At 45.3% G+C, this 21,542-nt stretch carries 13 protein-coding genes; 7 read left to right on the top strand and 6 right to left on the bottom strand.

What is annotated here, in order from left to right; translation table 11 throughout:
• Both EA408_03975 and EA408_03970 read right to left on the bottom strand, forming a co-directional pair.
• On the bottom strand, window positions 1-350 hold a 350-nt coding region (locus EA408_03975), incomplete at its 3' end, for a hypothetical protein (protein ID TVR73851.1).
• A gap of 150 nt (window positions 351-500) precedes the next feature.
• Window positions 501-2,687: a bifunctional alpha,alpha-trehalose-phosphate synthase (UDP-forming)/trehalose-phosphatase gene (locus tag EA408_03970; protein TVR73850.1), complete on the bottom strand. Its 2,187-nt coding sequence runs from the start codon at window positions 2,685-2,687 to the stop codon at window positions 501-503.
• Window positions 2,688-2,920: 233 nt separating this feature from the next.
• On the opposite strand from EA408_03970, the gene aceE reads away from it, so the two are divergent.
• The 5 genes from aceE to EA408_03945 all read left to right on the top strand — a co-directional run bounded on the left by aceE (window position 2,921) and on the right by EA408_03945 (window position 13,398).
• Window positions 2,921-5,578 (top strand): pyruvate dehydrogenase (acetyl-transferring), homodimeric type, encoded by a 2,658-nt coding sequence (aceE, locus tag EA408_03965; GenBank protein ID TVR73849.1) that lies wholly within the window; start codon window positions 2,921-2,923, stop codon window positions 5,576-5,578.
• Between the two features lie 13 nt (window positions 5,579-5,591).
• Window positions 5,592-7,034, top strand: a complete 1,443-nt coding sequence (locus tag EA408_03960) for a biotin/lipoyl-binding protein (protein TVR73848.1) — start codon at window positions 5,592-5,594, stop codon at window positions 7,032-7,034.
• A gap of 102 nt (window positions 7,035-7,136) precedes the next feature.
• Window positions 7,137-8,570: a dihydrolipoyl dehydrogenase gene (gene lpdA, locus EA408_03955; protein ID TVR73847.1), complete on the top strand. Its 1,434-nt coding sequence runs from the start codon at window positions 7,137-7,139 to the stop codon at window positions 8,568-8,570.
• 259 nt (window positions 8,571-8,829) lie between these two features.
• A complete protein-coding gene (locus tag EA408_03950) occupies window positions 8,830-10,920 on the top strand; it encodes a hypothetical protein (GenBank protein TVR73846.1) in 2,091 nt (696 codons plus the stop codon).
• Window positions 10,921-11,031: 111 nt separating this feature from the next.
• Complete coding sequence (locus tag EA408_03945; protein TVR73845.1) at window positions 11,032-13,398, top strand: response regulator; 2,367 nt, start codon at window positions 11,032-11,034, stop codon at window positions 13,396-13,398.
• A gap of 227 nt (window positions 13,399-13,625) precedes the next feature.
• Here the strand turns inward: EA408_03945 and EA408_03940 are convergent, their stop codons facing one another.
• The 3 genes from EA408_03940 to EA408_03930 form a co-directional block, all read right to left on the bottom strand.
• Window positions 13,626-14,528, bottom strand: coding sequence for a hypothetical protein (locus EA408_03940; protein ID TVR73844.1), 903 nt, complete (start codon window positions 14,526-14,528; stop codon window positions 13,626-13,628).
• 238 nt (window positions 14,529-14,766) lie between these two features.
• Window positions 14,767-16,134, bottom strand: coding sequence for a sigma-54-dependent Fis family transcriptional regulator (locus tag EA408_03935; GenBank protein ID TVR73843.1), 1,368 nt, complete (start codon window positions 16,132-16,134; stop codon window positions 14,767-14,769).
• A 261-nt stretch (window positions 16,135-16,395) separates the two neighbouring features.
• Window positions 16,396-16,764 carry a hypothetical protein gene (locus tag EA408_03930; protein TVR73842.1) on the bottom strand — a complete coding sequence of 123 codons (369 nt, stop codon included), beginning with the start codon at window positions 16,762-16,764 and terminating at the stop codon, window positions 16,396-16,398.
• A 342-nt stretch (window positions 16,765-17,106) separates the two neighbouring features.
• Here EA408_03930 and EA408_03925 point away from each other — a divergent pair, with 342 nt between their 5' ends.
• Window positions 17,107-18,192, top strand: a complete 1,086-nt coding sequence (locus EA408_03925; protein ID TVR73841.1) for a site-2 protease family protein — start codon at window positions 17,107-17,109, stop codon at window positions 18,190-18,192.
• A gap of 80 nt (window positions 18,193-18,272) precedes the next feature.
• Here EA408_03925 and EA408_03920 read toward each other — a convergent pair whose 3' ends face one another.
• Entirely contained in the window at window positions 18,273-19,613 is a 1,341-nt protein-coding gene (locus tag EA408_03920; protein ID TVR73840.1) for a gfo/Idh/MocA family oxidoreductase, read from the bottom strand.
• Window positions 19,614-19,974: 361 nt separating this feature from the next.
• On the opposite strand from EA408_03920, the gene EA408_03915 reads away from it, so the two are divergent.
• The gene (locus EA408_03915) at window positions 19,975-21,348 is read left to right on the top strand and encodes a TrpB-like pyridoxal phosphate-dependent enzyme (GenBank protein ID TVR73839.1); all 1,374 of its coding nucleotides are present in this window, start codon (window positions 19,975-19,977) and stop codon (window positions 21,346-21,348) included.
• The last annotated feature ends 194 nt before the right edge of the window (window positions 21,349-21,542 follow it).

The following is a 21,542-nucleotide window of genomic DNA, read 5'->3' as shown; positions in this document are numbered from 1 at the left end:
TCAATGTTATCGGTATCGTCGCCAAATGTCACATGTTCTTTTGAACTGCTGAGCATAATGGTATCAACCATATCGCTCCGGCAATAAGCCTTCAGTACCTCAGCGGGAAACCCGATCTCAATTTTATATTCCAGGAGAGGCAGCTCCGGATCGGAAGCATTTAGCTTTTCAACCTGAAGTTCAAAATGGTGTTTTACACGGTCTATTTCCCTGTCAATATCCTGCTGGCGAATTACTGCCGCAGCACTGAGGCTGCCGGGCATGCCCAGGGGAAAATTGGGCGGTGTATGAACAAACAGGTATTTTACAGACAAGCCAAGATCCCGTGCAACATAGGCGGCATAGGTCATAAACAATTGCGACCTGGCAGGGGAATGTACATAAACTAAAAGATCCTTCATGACTGGAATTTTATGTCAGTTAATATCTACAGACCATTAAAATGCAATAGTCGTGCCACAAAGCCAAATAATTTCACCTCACCGGCATCTTGACGCGCCTCATATACTGTTCAGGTTTTTAAGCAATGCCATAACATCACTATGGTCCTTAATGATAAAACTTGCCCCGGTCTGGACCATACCAACTTTAAACGACCACGCATTATCAGGCAATGACCTGAAAAGCAGCTCGTCAGTCCAGCCTGCCCCTATTGCAAGAATGAAATCATAATCCCTGATGTTCAGCCAGTGCCTGGCAAGATCTCCCTTATTTATCCCCGAGCTGCTTATCTCCAGGGCCCTGCTGCCGCGAAAAACCTGGATATCTATAGTTGCCGTAATGCTGATAAGATGATCGTACAACTCCTTTGCAATGAACGAAGCCTGCTCAACATCAGCATTGTGGTAATGCCAGCTTACTGAAAACTCCTTCTCCTTTATTCGTGCTCCGGGAAGCCGGTCCGTATAGATTTCCAGAATTGGCATAAGATCCTTTTTCCATTCACCCGAAAGCGGCTTCAACTGTGTCCACCGGTCAGCACCAAGCTCCCTTATCCAGCTCCCGTGCTCAGCGGTAAGGTTGACAGGCATATCACCGAGCCATCTCTGCAGGTCCTCTTTGCTTCTTCCGCTCAGTATAACCAAATCTGTTCCGGCCTGGGTCCTGAATCTCTTCAAAAGACCAAGCAATTCAGGTGAGGGTTTTGCATCTGCCGGATCACCTGTCAGAGGAACCAGGGTTCCATCATAGTTAAGAATTATCAGCTTTCTTTCAGCTTTTTTATATCCGGCAACGAGTTTTTCGAGTGACTCTGTATTAAAATATTTTTTACTGAAGGTATATTCGGATATTTCCCTGATCTCATTCAGCGCCCCGACAAAATCGGTAGCCCACCTTGTGACGTCATATCTTTTGAGCCGTTGCTGCATGGCTTCATTCCTGCGTATCTGCTCATCAACCGGCATGTCGAGCGCCCGCCTGATGGCAGAAGCAATCTCGTCAATACTGTTGGAGTTTACTATAATGCTTTCGCTGAGCTCCTTGGATGCACCGGTAAACTCGCTTAGTATCAGAACTCCTTTTTTGTCATTACGGGAAGCGACATACTCCTTGGCAACAAGGTTCATCCCGTCCCTCAGAGGTGTAAGAAGGGCCACATCACACCGGCGGTAGAGGGATATAAGCGTCTCGTGAGGAAGTGACCGGTACTGGTAGATCACAGGTGTCCAGTTAAGGCCTCCGTATGCCCCGTTAATATAACCTACCAGCTCATCAAGCCCTCTTTTTATTTCCTGGTAGGATTCGACACCAGTGCGTGAAGGGACAACTATCATATTAAGGCATACCTTGCCAAGCCATTCGGGGTTCTGCTCAAGAAAGAGCCCAAATCCCTTCAGCCTGTTCAGTATTCCCTTGGAGTAGTCAAGACGGTCGACCGACAATACCATACGGGGGCAATCACCGGAAGGCATATCCGTCTCAGGAGTTATTAACTGATTGAATTTATTGTAATCAATCCCCATAGGGAATGTATCCACCTTTACAACCCTGCCCGGCAGGTCAATCCTGCCCATGTGGTGATCGTGGCCAAGAATACGGAGTACACACCTCAGAAAATACTGGGAATAGTCGTGTGTATGAAATCCTATCAGATCAGCGCCCATCAGGCCCCTGAGGATGCCGCTCCGGCTCTCGTCGGGCAAAAGCCTGTATATCTCATACGCAGGGAAGGGGATGTGCAGGAAGAAGCCGATCGGATTGGCGACCTTTTCCCTGAGAAGCTCAGGAAGCAGCATCAGGTGGTAATCATGTACCCATATTATATCATCAGGCTGTATGATAGAAAGAAGCTCATCCCTGAATATCCTGTTAACCCTTTTGTACTGGTCCCAGTACTCGCTGTCAAAAACCGTATAGCTAGGAAAATAGTGAAAAAGGGGCCATATCGTCTTGTTACAGAAGCCCAGGTATACCTTGTCCATCAGCTTTTCGGACAAAAAAACGGGTGATGCTTTAAAGCCGGAGTTGATCTTGTCACTGACAAGTTCCCTGTGCCTCTTCTTAACGGATATACCCGGCCAACCAAGCCACAGGTATTCGCTGATATCCGATTCCGATCTTCCAAGTGATTCAAGATAGTCGCTGAGTCCCGAAACAAGTCCCCCGGCACTCTTCTCCAGGAAGAACTCCCCGTCCCTGTGCATCAGCGAAACAGGCAGCCGGTTCGATATGATAAGAAGTCTCATATACTATTGTTAACATTTTCCCTTTCAGCAAATTTACCAAATACTTCCTACAATGAAAAACCTGTTTGACATGCTTTCCGATTCCGGCAAATATTTCGTAAATTGTAATTTTATACTGTCAAAGTGCAATAACAGGCAGAATTTCGGCTGATGAGGTAAACTTTTTTGCCGTTTTTTCCTTTATGTAGTTGGAAAACCATGATATTATTTCTATAACAACAAACAAATAAGCAATGAGCAAGAAAGATCATTACGAAATTGAAAACCGGGAGTGGCTTGACTCCCTTGAATACATTATTCAGAATGAGGACCCTGCCAGGGTGCGCGAGTTGCTCGGACTGCTACAGGTCAAGGCACACAAGGCGGGCATACCGTTTCGCTGCCCGGGAAACACACCCTACATAAACAGCATATCTCCCCGCAAGGAAATACCCTATCCTGGGAGTGCAGAGATCGAACGAAGGATAAAAAGCCTTATCCGCTGGAACGCCATGGCAATGGTCGTAAGAGCCAACCTTGAGTCAGAAGGGATTGGCGGTCATATATCAACGTATGCGTCGGCCGCAACCCTCCTTGAAGTCGGGTTTAACCATTTCTTCAGGGGCGGTGAAAAAGAAAGACCTGCCGACATAGTATATTTCCAGGGCCACAGCTCCCCGGGCATATATGCCCGTTCCTTCCTTGAGGGAAGGCTCAGCGAGAAGGACCTGCACAATTTCAGGCAGGAGCTCAGGAAGGACGGGGGACTTCCCTCCTACCCGCACCCCAGGCTGATGTCTGAATACTGGCAGTTTCCGACTGTTTCGATGGGACTCGGTCCACTCATGGCGATATACCAGGCCAGGTTTAACAAATATCTGGAGGACAGGGGTTTCAAAGAGAAAACAGGAGAGAAGATATGGGCCTTTATGGGTGACGGCGAGATGGATGAACCTGAATCTCTCGGAGCAATTACCGTGGCAAGCCGTGAAAAGCTGGACAACCTTATTTTTGTAGTGAACTGCAACCTTCAGCGGCTCGATGGTCCGGTCAGAGGTACCGGCAAAATAATCCAGGAGCTTGAGGCAGCTTTTAAGGGTGCAAGGTGGAAAGTCATCAAGGTTATCTGGGGAAAGGACTGGGATCCGCTCATTGCACAGGATGAAACGGGAGATCTCATCAAAGCCATGGAAGAGACGCCTGACGGACAGTTCCAGAAATATGTCGTTTCGTCTGGTGAATATATCAGGAAGGACTTTTTCGGGCGGAGCGATAAACTGCTTAAAATGGTCGAGAACTATTCGGATGATCAGTTGAAGAAGCTGAACAGGGGCGGACACGATCCGAAAAAAGTCTTTAATGCCTTCAAAAAGGCGGTTGAACATCAGGGCGAACCTGTGGTTATTCTTGCACAGACCATTAAAGGATACGGACTTGGTGAAGCCGGCGAAGGAAGGAACATCACCCACCAGCAGAAAAAACTGAACGAGCAGGAGCTGCTCCATTTCAGGAGCAGGTTCGGAATACCGCTTTCGGACGAGGAAGCGAAAAAGGCGCCCTTCTTCAGGCCGCCGGACGACAGCGAGGAGATACAGTACCTTAAAAAACGGAGGGAGGAGCTGGGCGGTTACCTTCCCAGGCGGATTTCGGAAGCTGAGCCCATCAACCTTCCCGATGAGAAAATATATAATGAACTGATCGAGGGATCGGGCGACCGCGAGATGGCAACCACCATGTCGATGGTGGGGCTGATGGCCAAAATGATGGCGGACAAGAACATGGGCAAAAGGGTTGTTCCTATCGTACCCGATGAATCACGCACCTTCGGCATGGACGCGCTGTTCCGCAGGTTTGGAATATACTCCCACACAGGCCAGAATTATGAGCCCGTTGACAGGGACAGTCTCCTTTATTACAAGGAAGCTACAGACGGAGCAATTTTGGAAGAGGGTATTACCGAGGCCGGATGTATGTCCTCATTTATTGCAGCAGGGACCTCATATGCAACCCATAAGCTGAATATGATCCCCATGTTCATCTACTACTCCATGTTCGGGTTCCAGAGGGTAGGCGATCTGATATGGGCTGCTGCCGATACCCGTGCAAGAGGTTTCCTTATCGGAGGAACATCGGGGCGTACCACCCTGGCCGGAGAGGGACTGCAGCACCAGGACGGACACTCGCATATGATGGCGATGACAATACCATCAGTTAAGGCTTACGACCCTGCATTCGCATACGAGCTTGCAGTGATAGTGAAGGAAGGTATGAAAAGGATGTTCGTCGACCAGGAAGACCTGATCTATTATATAACCGTTTTGAATGAAAAGTACAAAATGCCTAAAATGCCCGATGGGGTTGAGGAAGGCATTCTGAAGGGCATGTACAAGTTCAGGAAATCACGCAAAAGAAAGGGAGAAAAGATACACCTCTTCGGTAGCGGTGCCATACTGAACGAGGCCCTGAGGGCCGCCGAAATGATGGAGAAGGATTTCGGCGTTGTTGTAGACGTATGGAGCGTGACAAGCTACAAGGAGCTCTATGACAATGCCAGGGAGACCGACAGGTGGAACAGGCTGAACCCCGACAAGAAACCCCGCAAAACATATATTGAGGAGTGCATGGAAGGGGATGAAGGGCTATGCATAGCAGCCCACGACTATATGAAGGCAATACCGATGACGGTCTGCCGCTGGTTCCCGGGCGTACTTACCGTTCTGGGCACCGACGGTTTCGGACGAAGCGATAACCGCAGGGCTTTGAGGGACTACTTTGAGGTTGACGACCGTCATATAGCCTATGCTGCCATCCACAGCCTTTACAGGGAAGGCAAGCTGGATAAAAAGAGTGTCCTGAAAGCTAAAAAGAGCTTCAAGATCGACAGCAACAAAGCAAATCCATTAGATATCTAAAAACGGAACAAAAATGATCAAAGAGATAAAACTGCCCGAGATTGCCGATAATGTCACCACTGCCATAGTGCTGGAGATACTTGTTTCAGCGGGCGACAAAGTCGAAGCCGACGACACCCTGGCCGAGATGGAGAGCGACAAGGCCACCTTTGAACTGCCATCGGATGCATCAGGTGTCGTTAAGGAAGTTAAAGTGTCAGAAGGAGATGAGGTGAAAGTGGGACAGGTGATGTTCACCATCGACACCGAAGCAGGGGAAGAACCCAAAGAGGAGGAGTCCGGGAAGGAAAAAGCTGAAGAGTCGGAAAAGGAAAAGGCGAAAGAGCCTGAAAAGAAAAAGGATGAGGAGTCCGAAAAGGCTCAGAAGTCCGGAGAGGAAAAATCGGAAGCAGACAGCGAGGCAACTGCAGGGGATAAAGAGCCTGAAGAGGAAAAGCCTGCCCGGAAAAGCGAACCTGCTGCAGCGCCGGCAGACGAAAAACCGGCAAGGGACGAAAAACCCGATGCGGACCAGTATTCCGGGGCCCGTCCGGCCGGGGAAAGTCCGACCGGCAAACCGGCTGTTGAAGTGCCCGCAGCCCCTTCGGTAAGGCGCCTCGCCAGGGAGATAGGGGTCAATATATACAATGTTGCCGGATCGGGTCCCTACGACAGGATCACTGTTGAAGATGTGAAAGCCCATGCCAAAAAGATGCTTGAAGGAGGCAGGCCTGCAACGGCAGCGGGCGACTACGAACTGCCTGATTTCTCAAAATACGGAGGCGTGAGGCGTGAGAAAATGGATTCGATCAGGAAGATCACAGCAAAAACAATGGCCGAATCGTGGCAATCAATACCCCACGTCTTCCAGTTCGACAAGGCCGATGTAACCGAGCTCGAGAATTTCAGGAAGAAATACTCGAAGCAGGTTGAGAAAGAGGGGGCTAAGCTCACCTTGACGGCAATCCTGCTGAAGATAACGGCAGAAGCCCTGAAGGCCTTTCCAAGATTCAACGCCAGCCTCGATATGAAAAACGAGGAGATAGTCTACAAAGATTACGTGAACATAGGAGTGGCTGTTGATACGGAGCGGGGACTCCTTGTGCCGGTGATAAGGGATGCTGATAAGAAATCGATTACAGAGCTTTCGGTCGAGCTGAATGAAATGGCAGAGAAAGCCCGCAAAAAGAAAATAATGCCCGACGATCTCCAGGGAGGCAATTTTGCGATAAGCAATCTTGGCGGCATAGGAGGGACAAACTTCACCCCGATAGTTTACAGGCCGAATGTGGCAATACTTGGTGTATCAAGATCGCAGATGGAGCCTGTCTACATTGACGGTGAGTTCAAACCCAGGCTCATGCTGCCGCTTTCGCTGTCGTACGACCACAGGATAATAGATGGCGCCGATGGGGCCAGGTTCCTCAGGTGGCTGTGCGAGGCGATGGAGAATCCTCTGCTGACAATGTTCCGGTAAGAGGCTGGTGACTGCAGGGACTGGTAACTGCCAGGCAGCATTGGTGTGCAGGTATTACCTGACTGCAGCGGGAAAAGGATATAAACGATCAAAACAATCAACATGGACAAAAAGCAACTTATAGTTCTGGGTGCCGGACCGGGGGGATATGCCGCTGCGTTCCAGGCGGCCAACCTCGGTATTGACGTAACGCTCATAGACCCCAAACCCGACCCCGGGGGAGTGTGCCTCTTTCATGGCTGCATACCCACAAAGGCGCTTCTCCATTTTGCACGTATCAGGGAGGAGGCGGAGCATGCCGGTGAATGGGGACTCAGTTTTTCAGGGCTGAAAGTGGATATTGACAAGGTCAGGGCCTGGAAGGAGTCGGTTGTCAAACAACTGACTGGGGGACTGGGACAGCTGGCGAAAAGCCGGAAAGTAAGCTACATGCAGGGAACGGCCATACTTACAGGCCGCAACAGTATTGAATTCACTCCCGTTGATGGCAAAAAAGGCGGGTCAGGAAGCAAGAAGCAGGAGATTGAGTTTGAAAACCTTATCATTGCCACGGGTGCCACACCCAGCGAAATTCAGGGATTGGACTTTGACGGCGACAGGGTTATGAATGCCGAGGCAGCCCTCGAACTGAAGGACGTGCCCAAAAAACTCCTGGTGGTGGGCGCCGGTTATATCGGACTCGAGATGAGCGTAATATATAAGTCTCTCGGATCGGATATTACAATTGCCGAGTTTACACCCGACATACTGCCGGGTACCGATGCCGACCTCAGGGAGGTGTTCAAAAAGGAGCGCAAGGACCTGATGGAAAAGATTATGTTCAACACAAAGGTCGCCTCCGGCTCCGTCAAGGGCAAAAAGGTCACCGTTGAATTTGAGAATGCAGATGGTAAAAAAAGCAGCGGCACCTTTGACAGGGTGCTTGTTTCAATAGGCGGCAGGCCAAACACTTCGGGTATCGGACTTGAAGAGGCGGGAGTTGAGGCCGATGACAGGGGTTTTGTAAAAGTCGATCTGGTTCGCCGCACCAATGTGAACGGCATCTATGCCATAGGCGATGTTACCGGTCAGCCGATGCTGGCCCACAAGGCATCGCATGAGGGCCGGGTGGCAGCCGAACATATCGCGGGGCACAAGACGGCATACGAACCTAAGGCAATCCCTGCCGTGGTATTTACCGATCCTGAGATCGCGTGGACCGGACTTACCGAGACCGAAGCGAAGGAACAGGGGATTGAGTATGAAGTGGCTAAATTCCCCTGGGCAGCGTCGGGCAGGGCCGTTACACTCGGGGTAAAGAACGGTCTGACCAAGCTTTTAATAGATCCGAAGACCGACCGTCTGCTTGGTGCGGCAATGGTGGGTAAGGATGCCGGCAGCCTGGTATCGGAGGCCACACTGGCCATTGAGATGGGAGCTGTGGCGCGGGACCTGGAACTTACGGTGCACCCCCACCCCACCCTCTCAGAGACGATCATGGAAGCCGCCGAGGTCTACTACGGCCACGCAACCCATATCCATAAAAGGAAAAAATAGCAACATTAACGGTCCATCAGACAAATTGAAGGATTTAATGCCTTCAATTTGTCCTTTTGTACCCCTGCGCCGGTTTTCGCGGTCCCCGATGGTTACATACCTGAAGAACAGGGAATGTTGCCTTTCGTGTTTCCTTATCTGTTTTGTCATTCTTGTTTGTAATCCGGATTGAATCAATGGGATTTTCAGGTAATAGTATGTATTTTTAGCCGTGATACCTGACTATCATATCAGCTTTTGACCAATTCAGCTTATTAATATGATTATTAGCAGGCTAACTTCTATTTACATCTTTCTGTTTTTCGTTGTTCTAATTATTCTGAACCATATTTTCGGATATTTTGGCCATTACGGATACGATGATATGCTATACTCCAGGATTGCAAGAAATTTCCTGAATGGAGTTACCATGTACGATAATTCTTTTAGTTTCCGGTTTACCATAATTCTACTGACCTCATTATCTTACCTGATTTTCGGGATAAGCGATTTTTCATCCTCGTTACCATCTTTATTAATTTCTGTATCAATACTGTACATAGTTTATGATACTTTAAAAAAATTCAGTGTAACTCATACTGTCATTGGTTTATCCCTAACTCTGCTGATAAATGTTTTTTTGTTTTATACGGATAAAATAATGCCCGATATATATGTTGCATTTTTTCTTCTTTTATCAATATACTGGATAGACCGATATAGATTTTATGCTAAGACCAATGAATTAAAATATGCTTTTCTGTTTTCAGTTTCCTTATTCCTGGCATTTTCTTCAAAAGAGACTGCTGTATTGTTTTTACCCTTACCATTTGTTCTTTTTGCAACGGATATTTTGCAAAAACGTAATTTAAAGTTCTGGATCTATTCGATTATCCTTGGTGTTTGTATCCTGACTCTTTATTTAATTACCATATGGCTGTTGACCGGCGATTTTTTCAAACGTTTTGAAGTTTTATCGTTAACCAATCAAGCTCAATCATATATATACAGTTATGACAAGCAGCCACTGATTGTTAAACTGAAAAGATTATTCTACGATCTATTTGAAACATATACTATTGAGGGTATTTTGGTTTCTTACCTTCTAATCATATCTGCATTTTTCGCGAAAAACTTAAAGGAGCTCTTAAAAATTAATAACACCTTTTCTTTATATTTCGTTTCCTCGGTAACCCTGTTACTTTCTGCTAACTTTATGACGATTTCCCCTTTTTCATATCATCCCGTTCCGACAGACCCGAGACACACCTTGTTTTTGATTCCAATTGCTGCAATTGCTGCCTCATTTGTTCTAACGGAATTCATTTTTAAGAAAAAGTATAAATATCAGATAACCGGCTTATTGGTTTTGATTTCAATTTTTACTTTTATAATTGAAAGAACCGTTTTTTATACCCTGTACTTCCCTTTATCAGTTCTTTTTGTGTTCTATTTATTAATTAATAAACAGACCAGGCCTCGCAGAACTGTTTTTATAGGTTTATTTATTATCATATTGTCAATAACCCCTTTCAGGTTTTTTATCTATTCAGTTTCAACAGTAAAATATAGAATGCAGAAAGAAATTGTATTTCAATATTTTATTGGTGCAGAAGAAAAGTGTTACGTATTTACCGATCCCATGCAAAAGAATATCGGGAATTATTATTCAGCATTTGATAATACAGATAACTGTAAGTTTGTTGATTACACAAACATTTCAGCCTGTGACATTAAAGATGAATACAGGAAATACCTGTTTTTAAACTGGCATACCCGGTTTTATTCAGATATACCTGGCAGATTACCCTTTTTTGCAAAGCACATTGACAGTTCATATGTTTTGATTTTTGAAAACAGTAAGCATGGGATATATATTTATGAAATACCAGAAATCATTATCCCCGAATTGTCGGGTAAAAAGCTGTTACAAACTAAAAATGATTTTCAAAACGTATATGAAAACTGGACTTATGAGGAGTACACATTATCAGAAAAAACATTTTTTTCCGGACATAGGGCCCAGGAACTACATGAATTTTCAGCATCCTTTTATGTCACACTGGATTCTTTAGAAGTTGATAAAAACAAAAACCTGTATATCAAAACCGGATTCCAATGGTATTTCTCTTCCAGGCCTTCATCTATGCTTGTTTTCTCAATAGAAGATGACGAAGGTGTCTATTCCTGGGAGAGCAGGAGCCTGGGTCAGGACATCAGAGTATTTAACACATGGCATCATCTGGAATTTGATTTATTGGTCAAAAACGAGGAGATCAAGAGTAATTCAGTTCTGAAAATTTATATATGGAATCCTGACAATGATAAAGGTTATATAGATGATTTTGAAATTTTTATCTATGAAATATAACCATTAAGTCGGGATCAAAACCGCTAATTTAACAATGATCTTAATTTACCTGCTTTACCGGTTTAATGATTAACTTAATGGATTAATTTATGTTTTAAGTATCTTTAAGACATGAACAATCCAAATGAGATCAGGTATTTGAGAGAGTTGTTTAAATCAGGACAGGCCGAAACAGAGACTGCACTTATTGTTAAAGGCAGTTTTGATGTACTCGGGGTTTTTATTCTTGCAGCAGACATTAACGGAAGAATTGTATTCATGAATAAAAGGGCATGTGAAGTCCTGGAAATGCCAGGTGCCGATGTCTGGTCAGAACTCAGTTTTACCGACCTGCTTATAGATAAGGATGAAAAAGAAAGGGTGAAATCCGGGATCAACAGTCTTCTGGCCGGCGGACAAGCTCAAAGCATGAAATCTTCATACAGGCTGCAATCACGTTCCGGAAGTGAGCGTATCATTGAGGCACAAACAATTAAAGTTGATGAAGACGGCACTATCAAAGGAATCCTGATTGCCGGGAAAGATTTTACTGAATATTCCAGAACCAGTGAAATCCTCAAAAAAGACTTTGACCTCTACCGTGTAATTCTGAACACAATTCCCGGGTTGAATATCTTTGTTTTTGACAATGAATTAAGGTTCATCCTGGCCGAAGGAAACAGATTGAAAGAATCGGGACCTTCATCGAAGTATTTCATTGATAAAAAGTTAAATGAGATACCTGACAGGAATCTGGCGAAGAAATGGGAGGAATATTTACCGGAAGTTCTTGACGGAAAGAGAATAGAAAAAGAATACAAACTAAAGAGTAATCATTACCTCTTAATTGGCCAGCCCCTCACTTTCGAAGATAATCAGGTAAGCACCGGTATAATAATTGTTAGAAATATTACTGAAGAAAAACTTACAGAGAAAATTCTGAAAAGATCAAAGGATGAAGCTGTAAAAGCAGGAAAGGCAAAAAATCGTTTTCTGGCGAGGGTCACGCATGAGATCAGAACTCCGCTTAATGCAATAATGGGCTTTACTGAACAATTAAGCAACACTGAACTTTCTCCAACACAAAAAAAATATGTAAAAATTATCGACAGGTCTTCCGAGCTGTTGCTTTCACTTGTGAATGATATACTTGTGATGTCAAAGATCGAGGCTGGCCAGATCAGCTTTGAAAGGAATGTTTTCAGTTTACGAAACTCTGTGGAGTTTGTATTCAAAGCCTTGTCGTCGAAGGCCGAACGTAAAAATTTAGGTTTCAGATACAAAATAGATGAAAAAGCAGACAGGGTCATAAGGGGCGACCCCATCAGGCTGCAGCAGATACTAATGAATATGCTGAGCAATGCCATAAAATTTACAAAAAAGGGAGATGTTGAGCTGGCATGTTCAACACAAAAGGAAACTGACAGGGATATAAGTATCAGGTTCGATGTTATTGACACCGGAATAGGTATTTCCGAAAAACACCTTAAAGATATATTCAACCAGTATAAACGCGGAGATGAGGAAATTGAGAAGATTTATGAGGGGACCGGGATCGGACTTGCCATATGCAAAAACCTGATTGAGCTGCAAAACGGAAGTCTTTCAGTCTCAAGCCGGAAAGGAACCGGGACCACTTTCAGTTTTACTCTTACATATGAGAAAGCGAGTGAGAAGGATATGCTTTCCTCCGGCAATGATAACGATAACAAAGAGAAGTTAAAAGGGATCAGAATACTCCTGGTTGATGATGACAGCCTGAACCTTCTGCTCGGCAAGACGATCCTTGATAAATTAAACTGCACTTATGATATTGCAGACAGCGGATCGCGGGCTTTGGATAAGATCAAAAACAACAGGTATGACCTGATACTCCTTGACATTCATATGCCCGATATTGACGGAATAAAAGTTGCGAAACACGTCCGTGTTAAATTAAAGGACAATCAAACACGCATTATCGCCATGACAGCTGCCGCCCTAAGGGATGATGTAATGCAATTTGAAAAAACCGGCATCAATGATTTTATAATAAAGCCCTTTAAAGAGGAATACCTTTTTAATAAAATATGTTACGTTATGGGCCGGGAACCAACCGGGTTTAAAGAATCAAAAACCGAAATAATCCTCAAAAAGGAGATAAGTCCCAAGCCTTACAACCTGGCAGAGCTTCAGAAAATGGCAGGCAATGACACAGAATTCATGAAGCAGACACTCAAACTATTCATTGATAACTCAAATCAGGCAATTGAAAGATTCAGGTACTATATTTCGGAGGGAAACCTTGAGCAGATTGGAGAAACAGCCCATAAGCTACTGCCCTCATACAGGCATCTGGAGGCTCAGGCAGTAGTGCGCAAATTACTAATTCTCAAGAAAAATGCTTTAATATCAAAAAACCATGAAGGTATTGAGAAACTGGTTGATGATACGATCACTGAAATGAAAAAGGTGCTGTCTGAATTAAAAAAGGAGATTACGCCTTCAGAGGAACAATAGCCATCACCTCGAACTACGGGTACTACATGCCCGACCCAGTCAGCAGCTGCTATCCCTGCAAGAATTAGCACAAGGATTAATTTCAGGTGTTACCCCATGGGCCGGCATATTTAAAGATATAGTAGAACATTGTGCCAACGAACAATGCTCCAAGAACAGCAAAAATAATTTGTAGTAGTGTCATGGTTTTATTTTTAGGTTATTAATCAGGTATACCAGTATCATCATTATTCAAGCGAAAATTCTTTACCACCTGCTTCTTCTCCGTCTATATATACTTTTACCAGGTATGTACCGCTCTCAAGGTTTGTTGCATGATCAACCGTAAAAGACATTGATACCGGTTCGTTTTCATACATCATAGTGCGCTGTCCGGTAAAGTAGCTTGAGTCTCCGGTTTCCTCAATAAGGAAGGTGTCGGTCGAGGGACTGACAACGTTGCCTTGGGGACCGGTAATGACCATGTTGACATCCCTTTCACCGGGTTCGACAAAAATATTGTCATTGATCTCAAAGCTGACAGTTGTTCTGTCAACCCTCCTGGCAACATCCATCTTTACCGGTCGGCAGATCCACCTTTCTTTGAAGTTATGTACACAAATATTATACGCTTTTAAAAATGAAGCTTTTTCAACTTTTTCTTCAAGCAGACCGAATCTCTCCTTCTCACCGGTGAGTTCTTCTTTTAACAAAGCAACTTCTGCAATGAGTTCCTCTTTTTCTTCAAGAACCTCCCTGTACATTGCCTCAAAAGACTCCAGTTCTGTTATTTGTGCACGCAGATTGTCCATCTCAAACACTTCCCCGCTCAACCGGTTAATCCGGGCTCTTTTTGCGTTAATTTCGAGTTGAAGACCGGCCGCGGTTTCACCAAGTTCTTCAATTTTGGTATTTAACGTCTCGATATCAGCTTTCAGCTGAACATTTGAGGCCTCAGCAACTCTCTGTTGCTGGGAAACGGTGCTCAATTCGGCTTCAAGCTCATCTTTCTCCCCGGTTATTGTACCCTGACGCACAAAAAGGAATACATTACCAAGCAAAGACAGAAGCAGAATGATAGACACAACAATACTGACAGTCTGTTGTGTCTCCAGTTTTTTCTCAAGTCGTTTTTCTCTGAAGTTTTCCATAACTAATTTTTTAGAAATAAACTCTTTGTAAAACAGGTTAATAAGATACCAGGATATAAGGCAAGCTTTATGCCAACAAATTCATCATATTCCTGAAAACCATTTCTGTTCAGGGTGGTAAGGCCGTTGTTATTTACAGGCAGAGGTTGGAATAAAATGTTGATCTTTACATCAGGAAACCCGTGAAGTGTAGAATTAATACACAGTCTGCAGGGTAGTGACCACGCATAAGGCGCTTCTAATCCTTTTGTTTCAGATTATATAACCTTATTTTGTTATATAGCGTTTTACGGTCAATGCCAAGGAGCCGTGCAGCCCGTGACTTGTTATTATTTGTTTTTTCAAGAGCATTCTGTATCAGTTCCCTTTCATTTACATAGGTTGCTGATTTGAGGTCTGTAAATTCTGCGCCGGAAGGTTTTTCGGATAACCCGCTGCTCAGGCCGGATAAGGGCAGCCTTAGCTCATCAGGAAACAATCCGGGGTTTATAACATCCTCCGGGCTGAGCAAAACTGCCCTTTTTATAACATTCTGAAGCTCGCGTATATTCCCGGGCCATTCATATTTAAGCAGAAGTTCTCTTGCCTCATCATCCAAGCCCTGCACGCTCTTGTTAAAAGCCTTATTGGCCTGATTTATAAATTGTCCGGCAAATTCAATAATATCTTCCCTGCGGCTACGCAAAGCAGGAACCTTTATCATGAATTCATTTAACCGGTGATACAGATCTTCCCTGAATTCACCGGCTTCAACCTTTTCATGAAGGTTTTCATTGGAGGCAGCAATCAGTCGTATATCAACCCTCTGTGCCTTGTTGTCTCCAATCCTGGTAACCGTTTTCTCCTGAAGTGCCCGTAAAATCTTAACCTGGTTTTCATAGGAAAGGTTTCCGACCTCATCCAGGAAGAGGGTGCCGCCTTTAGCTTCCTGAAAATAACCGGTCTTGTCATTGACGGCTCCTGTAAATGACCCTTTTACGTGTCCGAACAAAACACTGTTGGCAAGCTCTCCCGGAATTGCACCGCAATCGACAGGTATAAAAGGTGCTTTGCTGCGATTACTGGAATGGTGAATTGCGCGGGCAATGAATTCCTTGCCTGAGCCGGTCTCACCTTCTATCATCACGGTAATATCGGTTGATGCAACAATCTCAACATGTTGCATGACCTCAAGCATTTTTTCGCTGTTACCCTGGATAAAGCTTTCAGAAAATGACGCGACTGACTTTACCTGGCTGTTCCTGTCCAGTGCCCGGTTTAAAACCTCAATTACCATTTCAGGTTGCATGGGCTTGACTATGTAGTCGAAAGCACCTGATTTGATCAATTCTACGGCTTTGCTTATTTCAGCATAGGCTGTCATAATGACAACCGGGATTAAAGGTTTTACCGACCGCGTATACCTGAGTATATGCATGCCGTCATAGTCAGGAAGACGGTAATCACATAATATGATATCGTAATGATTTTGAGCTATCAGTTCCTTGGCGGCCGCACCTTTATAGGTTATATCAACTTTAAAATCATTTTGCTCCAGATACTTTTTAAGAATATTGCAGATGTATGTATCATCGTCAATTACCAGGATGTAATTATTCTTTGGCATAAAATCAGGGTTCGTTCCAGGGTATTAATAATACAAATAAACATAAAATTTTTTCATCTTAGATTACACACAGGCAAGATGAAAAAATTTTATGAGAAAGCGAAGCGGTTCCGACTGTAAGCATAAATTTTGAATATTTTGATAAGACAAAATTTATGCTGTTGTACAGGAGAAATATAATATAACCACTGATTATTAACACCGCGGTAATATCTCAAACCGACAATTGGGTATAATCCACCGGCCGGGGATAAGGTCTTTCTATGTATTGAAGTATAAAAGCCCGGCGTTCACATCATTGTTTTCCAAAGCTTTTCTTATGACATCCACCGCTACATCAGGAACCACCAGGTATAAGTTCCCATTATGTTTCCTGGCATATGACTGCATATCCTGCCATTTTTCAATATGTATTTCGCTGCTTGTTTCAACTTCATAAATATCAACGGCCTCATCATAATACACAATCATGTCAGGAACAAATCCTGTGTATTTATCTCCCAGGACTATCTTTTGCGGACTTTCGTATCCTTCCAAATCCCGTGCAAGTATTTTATCCGGTTCTGCATCATCCTTAATGACAGATATCATAGCCCTTAATACTGCGTATTTGTCAATCTGTTCATCCATTTGAACTTATTTTCCACATATCGTTAGTCACTTCACTAATCAAATATCTACCAACCCTCATACCAAACTTTCCGGTTCCTCACTTGATAAAGGCATTTAATGCAAAAGTTGCATACCGGTGCAACTGCATCTTATATCAACAGCAATCTCTTATAATAACAGTTTGTTAATGCAGATAATGATCAAATATTTATCAGGTCCGGGAGAAAGTGAGGAAAATATTCACACAATGCAGCCATATTCAACAAATCGCTTACCTAATCCACAATACATTAACTGCTATTAATTTTAAACGGAATAACTTTTGTAATAAAATCTAACAGACTTAAAAATTATTGAACAATGCAAAGCAGATTCTCCTTAAAACTGGGCAAACCTTTCGGGATAAAGGTTTCGATACACTGGACCTTCTCATTGCTGATAGCATGGATAGTATTTATAAGCGTGAACAGGGGACTGGAGTTCGGGCAGATAATGATGCACATCCTATTCATACTGGCAATCTTCGGTTGTGTGCTGCTGCATGAGCTCGGACATTCCCTGGCGGCAATTAAGCTGGGAGGCAAGGTGCAGAGCATTACCCTGCTGCCGATAGGCGGTATGGCCAGTATATCTGAAATGCCTGAAAAACCCAGGGACGAATTTCTTATTTCGGCTGCAGGACCATTGGTAAACGTGGTGATTGCCGGTCTTATCTGGTTCTACCTGTCAGTTATCAGTCCGATTGATATGGGTGAAATCACTTACGAAGTGATCACCCCGGGGAACTTCCTGGTAATGCTTCTGACCGCCAACCTGTTTATAGTCGCATTCAATCTTATACCGGCTTTCCCGATGGACGGGGGACGCCTTTTCAGGTCGGCCCTATCAATCAGAATGAGTAAGCTCAAGGCTACACGCATTGCAAAGGATATCGGACAGATATTTGCAATCATGTTCATCATAACAGGCTTCTTCCACAACCCCTTCCTGATAATTATCGGTTTTTTCATACTGCTGGGGGCCAAAGGCGAATACGAGATGATGAAGTACCGTGACATCCTTAATAACTATACAGTAAGGGATGTGATAAAAAAGGATTACGAAGAGCTTGATGAAAACGATAATCTCGCGACAGCTGCCGAGAAGTTTGCCCACACATCACCAAGGGGGTTTGTGGTCACTTCAGGCGGAAAGTATGCCGGGATCCTGACCAGGAACGACCTGATTCGCGGACTGAACACAAATGGTAAAGAGGGCCGTGTTGGTGATCTGGCCGGTGGCACTGAAGAAGATATAGACACAGATATGGTACTATTCGATGCTTTCAAAAAAATGCAGATGAAAAAGCTTGATATAGTGCCTGTAACAGAAAAGGGCAAATTCGCCGGAATAATTGAGCTTGAAGGTATAAATGAGTTCTTCCTGATCCGTAACGCTATCCGATGACGTTAATCGATATCTTAAGCGCGCATGACCCGTGCCCGGCCTAACCGATTATATCGTAAAACACGTTCCCTTAACGGGTCTCATGCCGGAGAAGATCCCGGAACCGGAGGCACCCTGGGTACATCGACCGGACCCATCTCGTAAACCGAAGGCCCCAGCCTCATGTTTGAATTCATCATCTCCTCCCATGTTGTTTGCCGGCCGGTATATGCCGACACACGCCCCATGATCGCAACCATGTTGGCTTCGCATATATTCTGGGTTTCATTGATATAGCTGTTGGTGCGGATTGCCGTTACCAGGTTGATGTGGGTCTGGTCATATGGATTTACCGCAACCCTGCCTGTTGATTGCCCGTCTTCTCCGACAGGATATTGATAACGCCATACAACATTCCCATCATAGTCCCATATCGTATTGCTGGCGTTTGTATAGCCTTTTGTCCCGAAAACCAGTTCTGAGATGTTGTTGGCGCATCCGTCAATCTGACGGCACATACTGTGCATATGCCTGCCGTCATCATAGCCGAAATCAACGCTGAAGAAATCGTACTGGTTGCCGGTGGGCCGTGAATGCCTGCCGCCGAATCCCACCGCTTTGTCAGGATGCTTGCCAACAAACCAGTTTACTATGTCAATATTATGGATATGCTGCTCAACGATATGGTCGCCTGAGAGCCAGTGCCAGTTGTACCAGTCCCTTACCATAGCCTCCATGTCGCTCCAACCCTCCTGCCACCTGGTAAACCATAATGTTCCCTGGTTCCAGTAGCAATTGGCTGAAATAATATCGCCAATTGTACCGTTTTTGACCATTTCGAAGGTCTTGACATAGTCGCGCTGATGCCTCCTCTGGGTACCCACAACAACATTCAGTCCGGCCGATTCAGCCATCCTTCCCGATGCCATTACCGAGCGGACCCCAACCGGGTCTACACCTACAGGCTTTTCGGCAAAGATATGCCTGCGGGCCTGGACGGCGTACTCAAAGGTCAGCGGGCGAAAATGAGGCGGTTCACACAAAAGGACTATATCTATGTCAGAATCAATAACCCCTTTATATGCATCAAAACCTGTAAAGCAGTTGGCCCCGGGTATTTCAACCCCTCTTGAATTCCTCAGCTCTTCACGGCACTGGTCTATCCTGTGCTGAAATACATCACCCAGTGCGGTTATCTGCAGGTTTGGCCCGGCATCAAGAAAATTTACCGCGGCCCCGGTGCCACGCCCGCCACATCCTATCAGTCCGGCCCTCAGCACCGGACCGTCAGGCGCCCTGTCGGGAAAAACTGGTGCTGAATATTTTGGTTTCCTGCTGCATGATGATAGAAGCGCAGCTGATGAAACGGCACCAATGGCGCCGATTGCGGCGGCATTGCCGAGAAACTTCCTTCTTGAAAGGGGGTTTTGCATCTGGGTCATGGTTTGGGTATTTAAGTTTAAAATAATAGGATCAGCACTGAATGCGGACAAGTTAATAAAAAACAAGTTAAACAAAATACTTTAATGCAATACTGAAATAAGCGTTTTGGTATTTTAAAGATAATTATTTTGCGAAATATTTGCACCTACAAATTATTTTCATATGTTTGTCGCGGTATAACAAATGAAATAAAATGAACAGCCTGGTTCATGTATGGTGGTGGCGCTGGTTTTGGTTCGTGAGGACCAAGAAGAGCAGCATGCCTGGTACGGACCAGTAATCATAAAACCTTTTTAATTAACCGGGGGCATGTTGTGAAAAACATGCCCTTTTTTTATTAACCTATTAATAATTAAATCAATGGACAAGAGTTACAAAATTTTTCTGAGCGAGAAGGATATGCCCAGGCAGTGGTACAACCTCGCTGCAGACCTTCCGGGACAAATGAACCCTCCCCTGGGGCCGGACGGGAAGCCGGTAACCCCCGACATGCTCGCACCGGTATTCCCGATGAACCTGGTAGAACAAGAGGTCAGCACTCAAAGATGGATCGATATACCCGAAGGCATACTTGAGATGCTTTTCAGGTGGAGGCCCTCCCCGCTTGTCCGCGCCCGGTTCCTGGAAAAGGCACTGAACACCCCGGCACGTATATATTATAAGAATGAAAGCATTTCCCCGGCAGGCAGCCACAAGCCGAATACGGCTGTTGCGCAGGCATGGTACAACAAGGAGTTCGGAATAAAGAAACTTGTTACCGAAACAGGTGCCGGCCAATGGGGCAGTGCGCTTGCTTTCGCGTGTTCGTTGCTCGGACTTGAATGCAAGGTGTATATGGTGAGGATAAGCTTTGACCAGAAGCCCTTCAGGAAGCTCATGATGAGGACCTGGGGCGCCAACTGCATTGCAAGTCCCAGTAACGAGACCAAATCGGGCCGCGATATCCTTGCCGAAAACCCCGACACTCCGGGCAGCCTGGGCATAGCAATCAGCGAGGCTGTTGAAGAGGCGGTCACCGACACATCGGGTGAAACCAGGTACTCCCTGGGAAGCGTGCTCAACCATGTAATGCTGCACCAGACAATTATCGGACTTGAAGCTAAGAAACAACTTGAGATAGCCAACGAAAAGAAGGTGGACGTTGTTATAGGCTGCGCCGGCGGAGGAAGCAACTTTGCCGGTATCAGCTTTCCGTTTGTCTACGACAAGATCAACGGGGCCGAAATAGATATCATTCCGGTAGAGCCAACCTCATGCCCCACCCTCACCCGGGCGCCGTTCCACTATGACCATGGCGACACCGCAGGGATGACCCCGTTGCTGGCCATGCATACTCTGGGCCACAGCTTCATACCGCCACCCATCCATGCAGGGGGACTGCGTTATCATGGTATATCGCCGCTTATAAGCCATTCGGTGAAACAGGGACTGATGAACCCGCAGGCGATAGACCAGCTCGAATGCTACGAGGCAGCGATAACCTTCGCCACCACGGAGGGCATTATAGTTGCACCGGAAACGGGTCATGCCGTTGCACAGGCCATACGGGAAGCAAAAAAGGCCAGGGAAGAGGGCCGCGAGAAGGTCATACTGTTCAACCTGAGCGGTCACGGACTGATGGACCTCGTAGGGTACGACAAGTACCTTAATGGCGAGCTGACAGACCACAGCATGTCTGAAGAGGACCTGAAAAAATTCACCGAGGTGCTTAAAAATTATCCGAATCCCCAATAACCCGGGGTTTTTATACCGGAGTTCAGGCACATTGGCTTCGCCGATCTCAGGCAACAAGTTGCCATCGATTCAGCTAAAGCTGAACTTTTGTAAGCCCGTTGCTTCGCAACTCCTGCATCCAAAAGGAATGTGCCTGAATGCCGGTTCCTGTTGAGGGGGCCGGCATGTTTTATTTCTGATCCGGGCCGGTGGAG

It is taken from the genome of Marinilabiliales bacterium, from assembly GCA_007695015.1.
Classification (GTDB): domain Bacteria; phylum Bacteroidota; class Bacteroidia; order Bacteroidales; family PUMT01; genus PXAP01.
The sequence above is the reverse complement of the archived record's forward strand: the minus strand, read 5'-3'. Positions and strand labels throughout refer to the sequence as shown.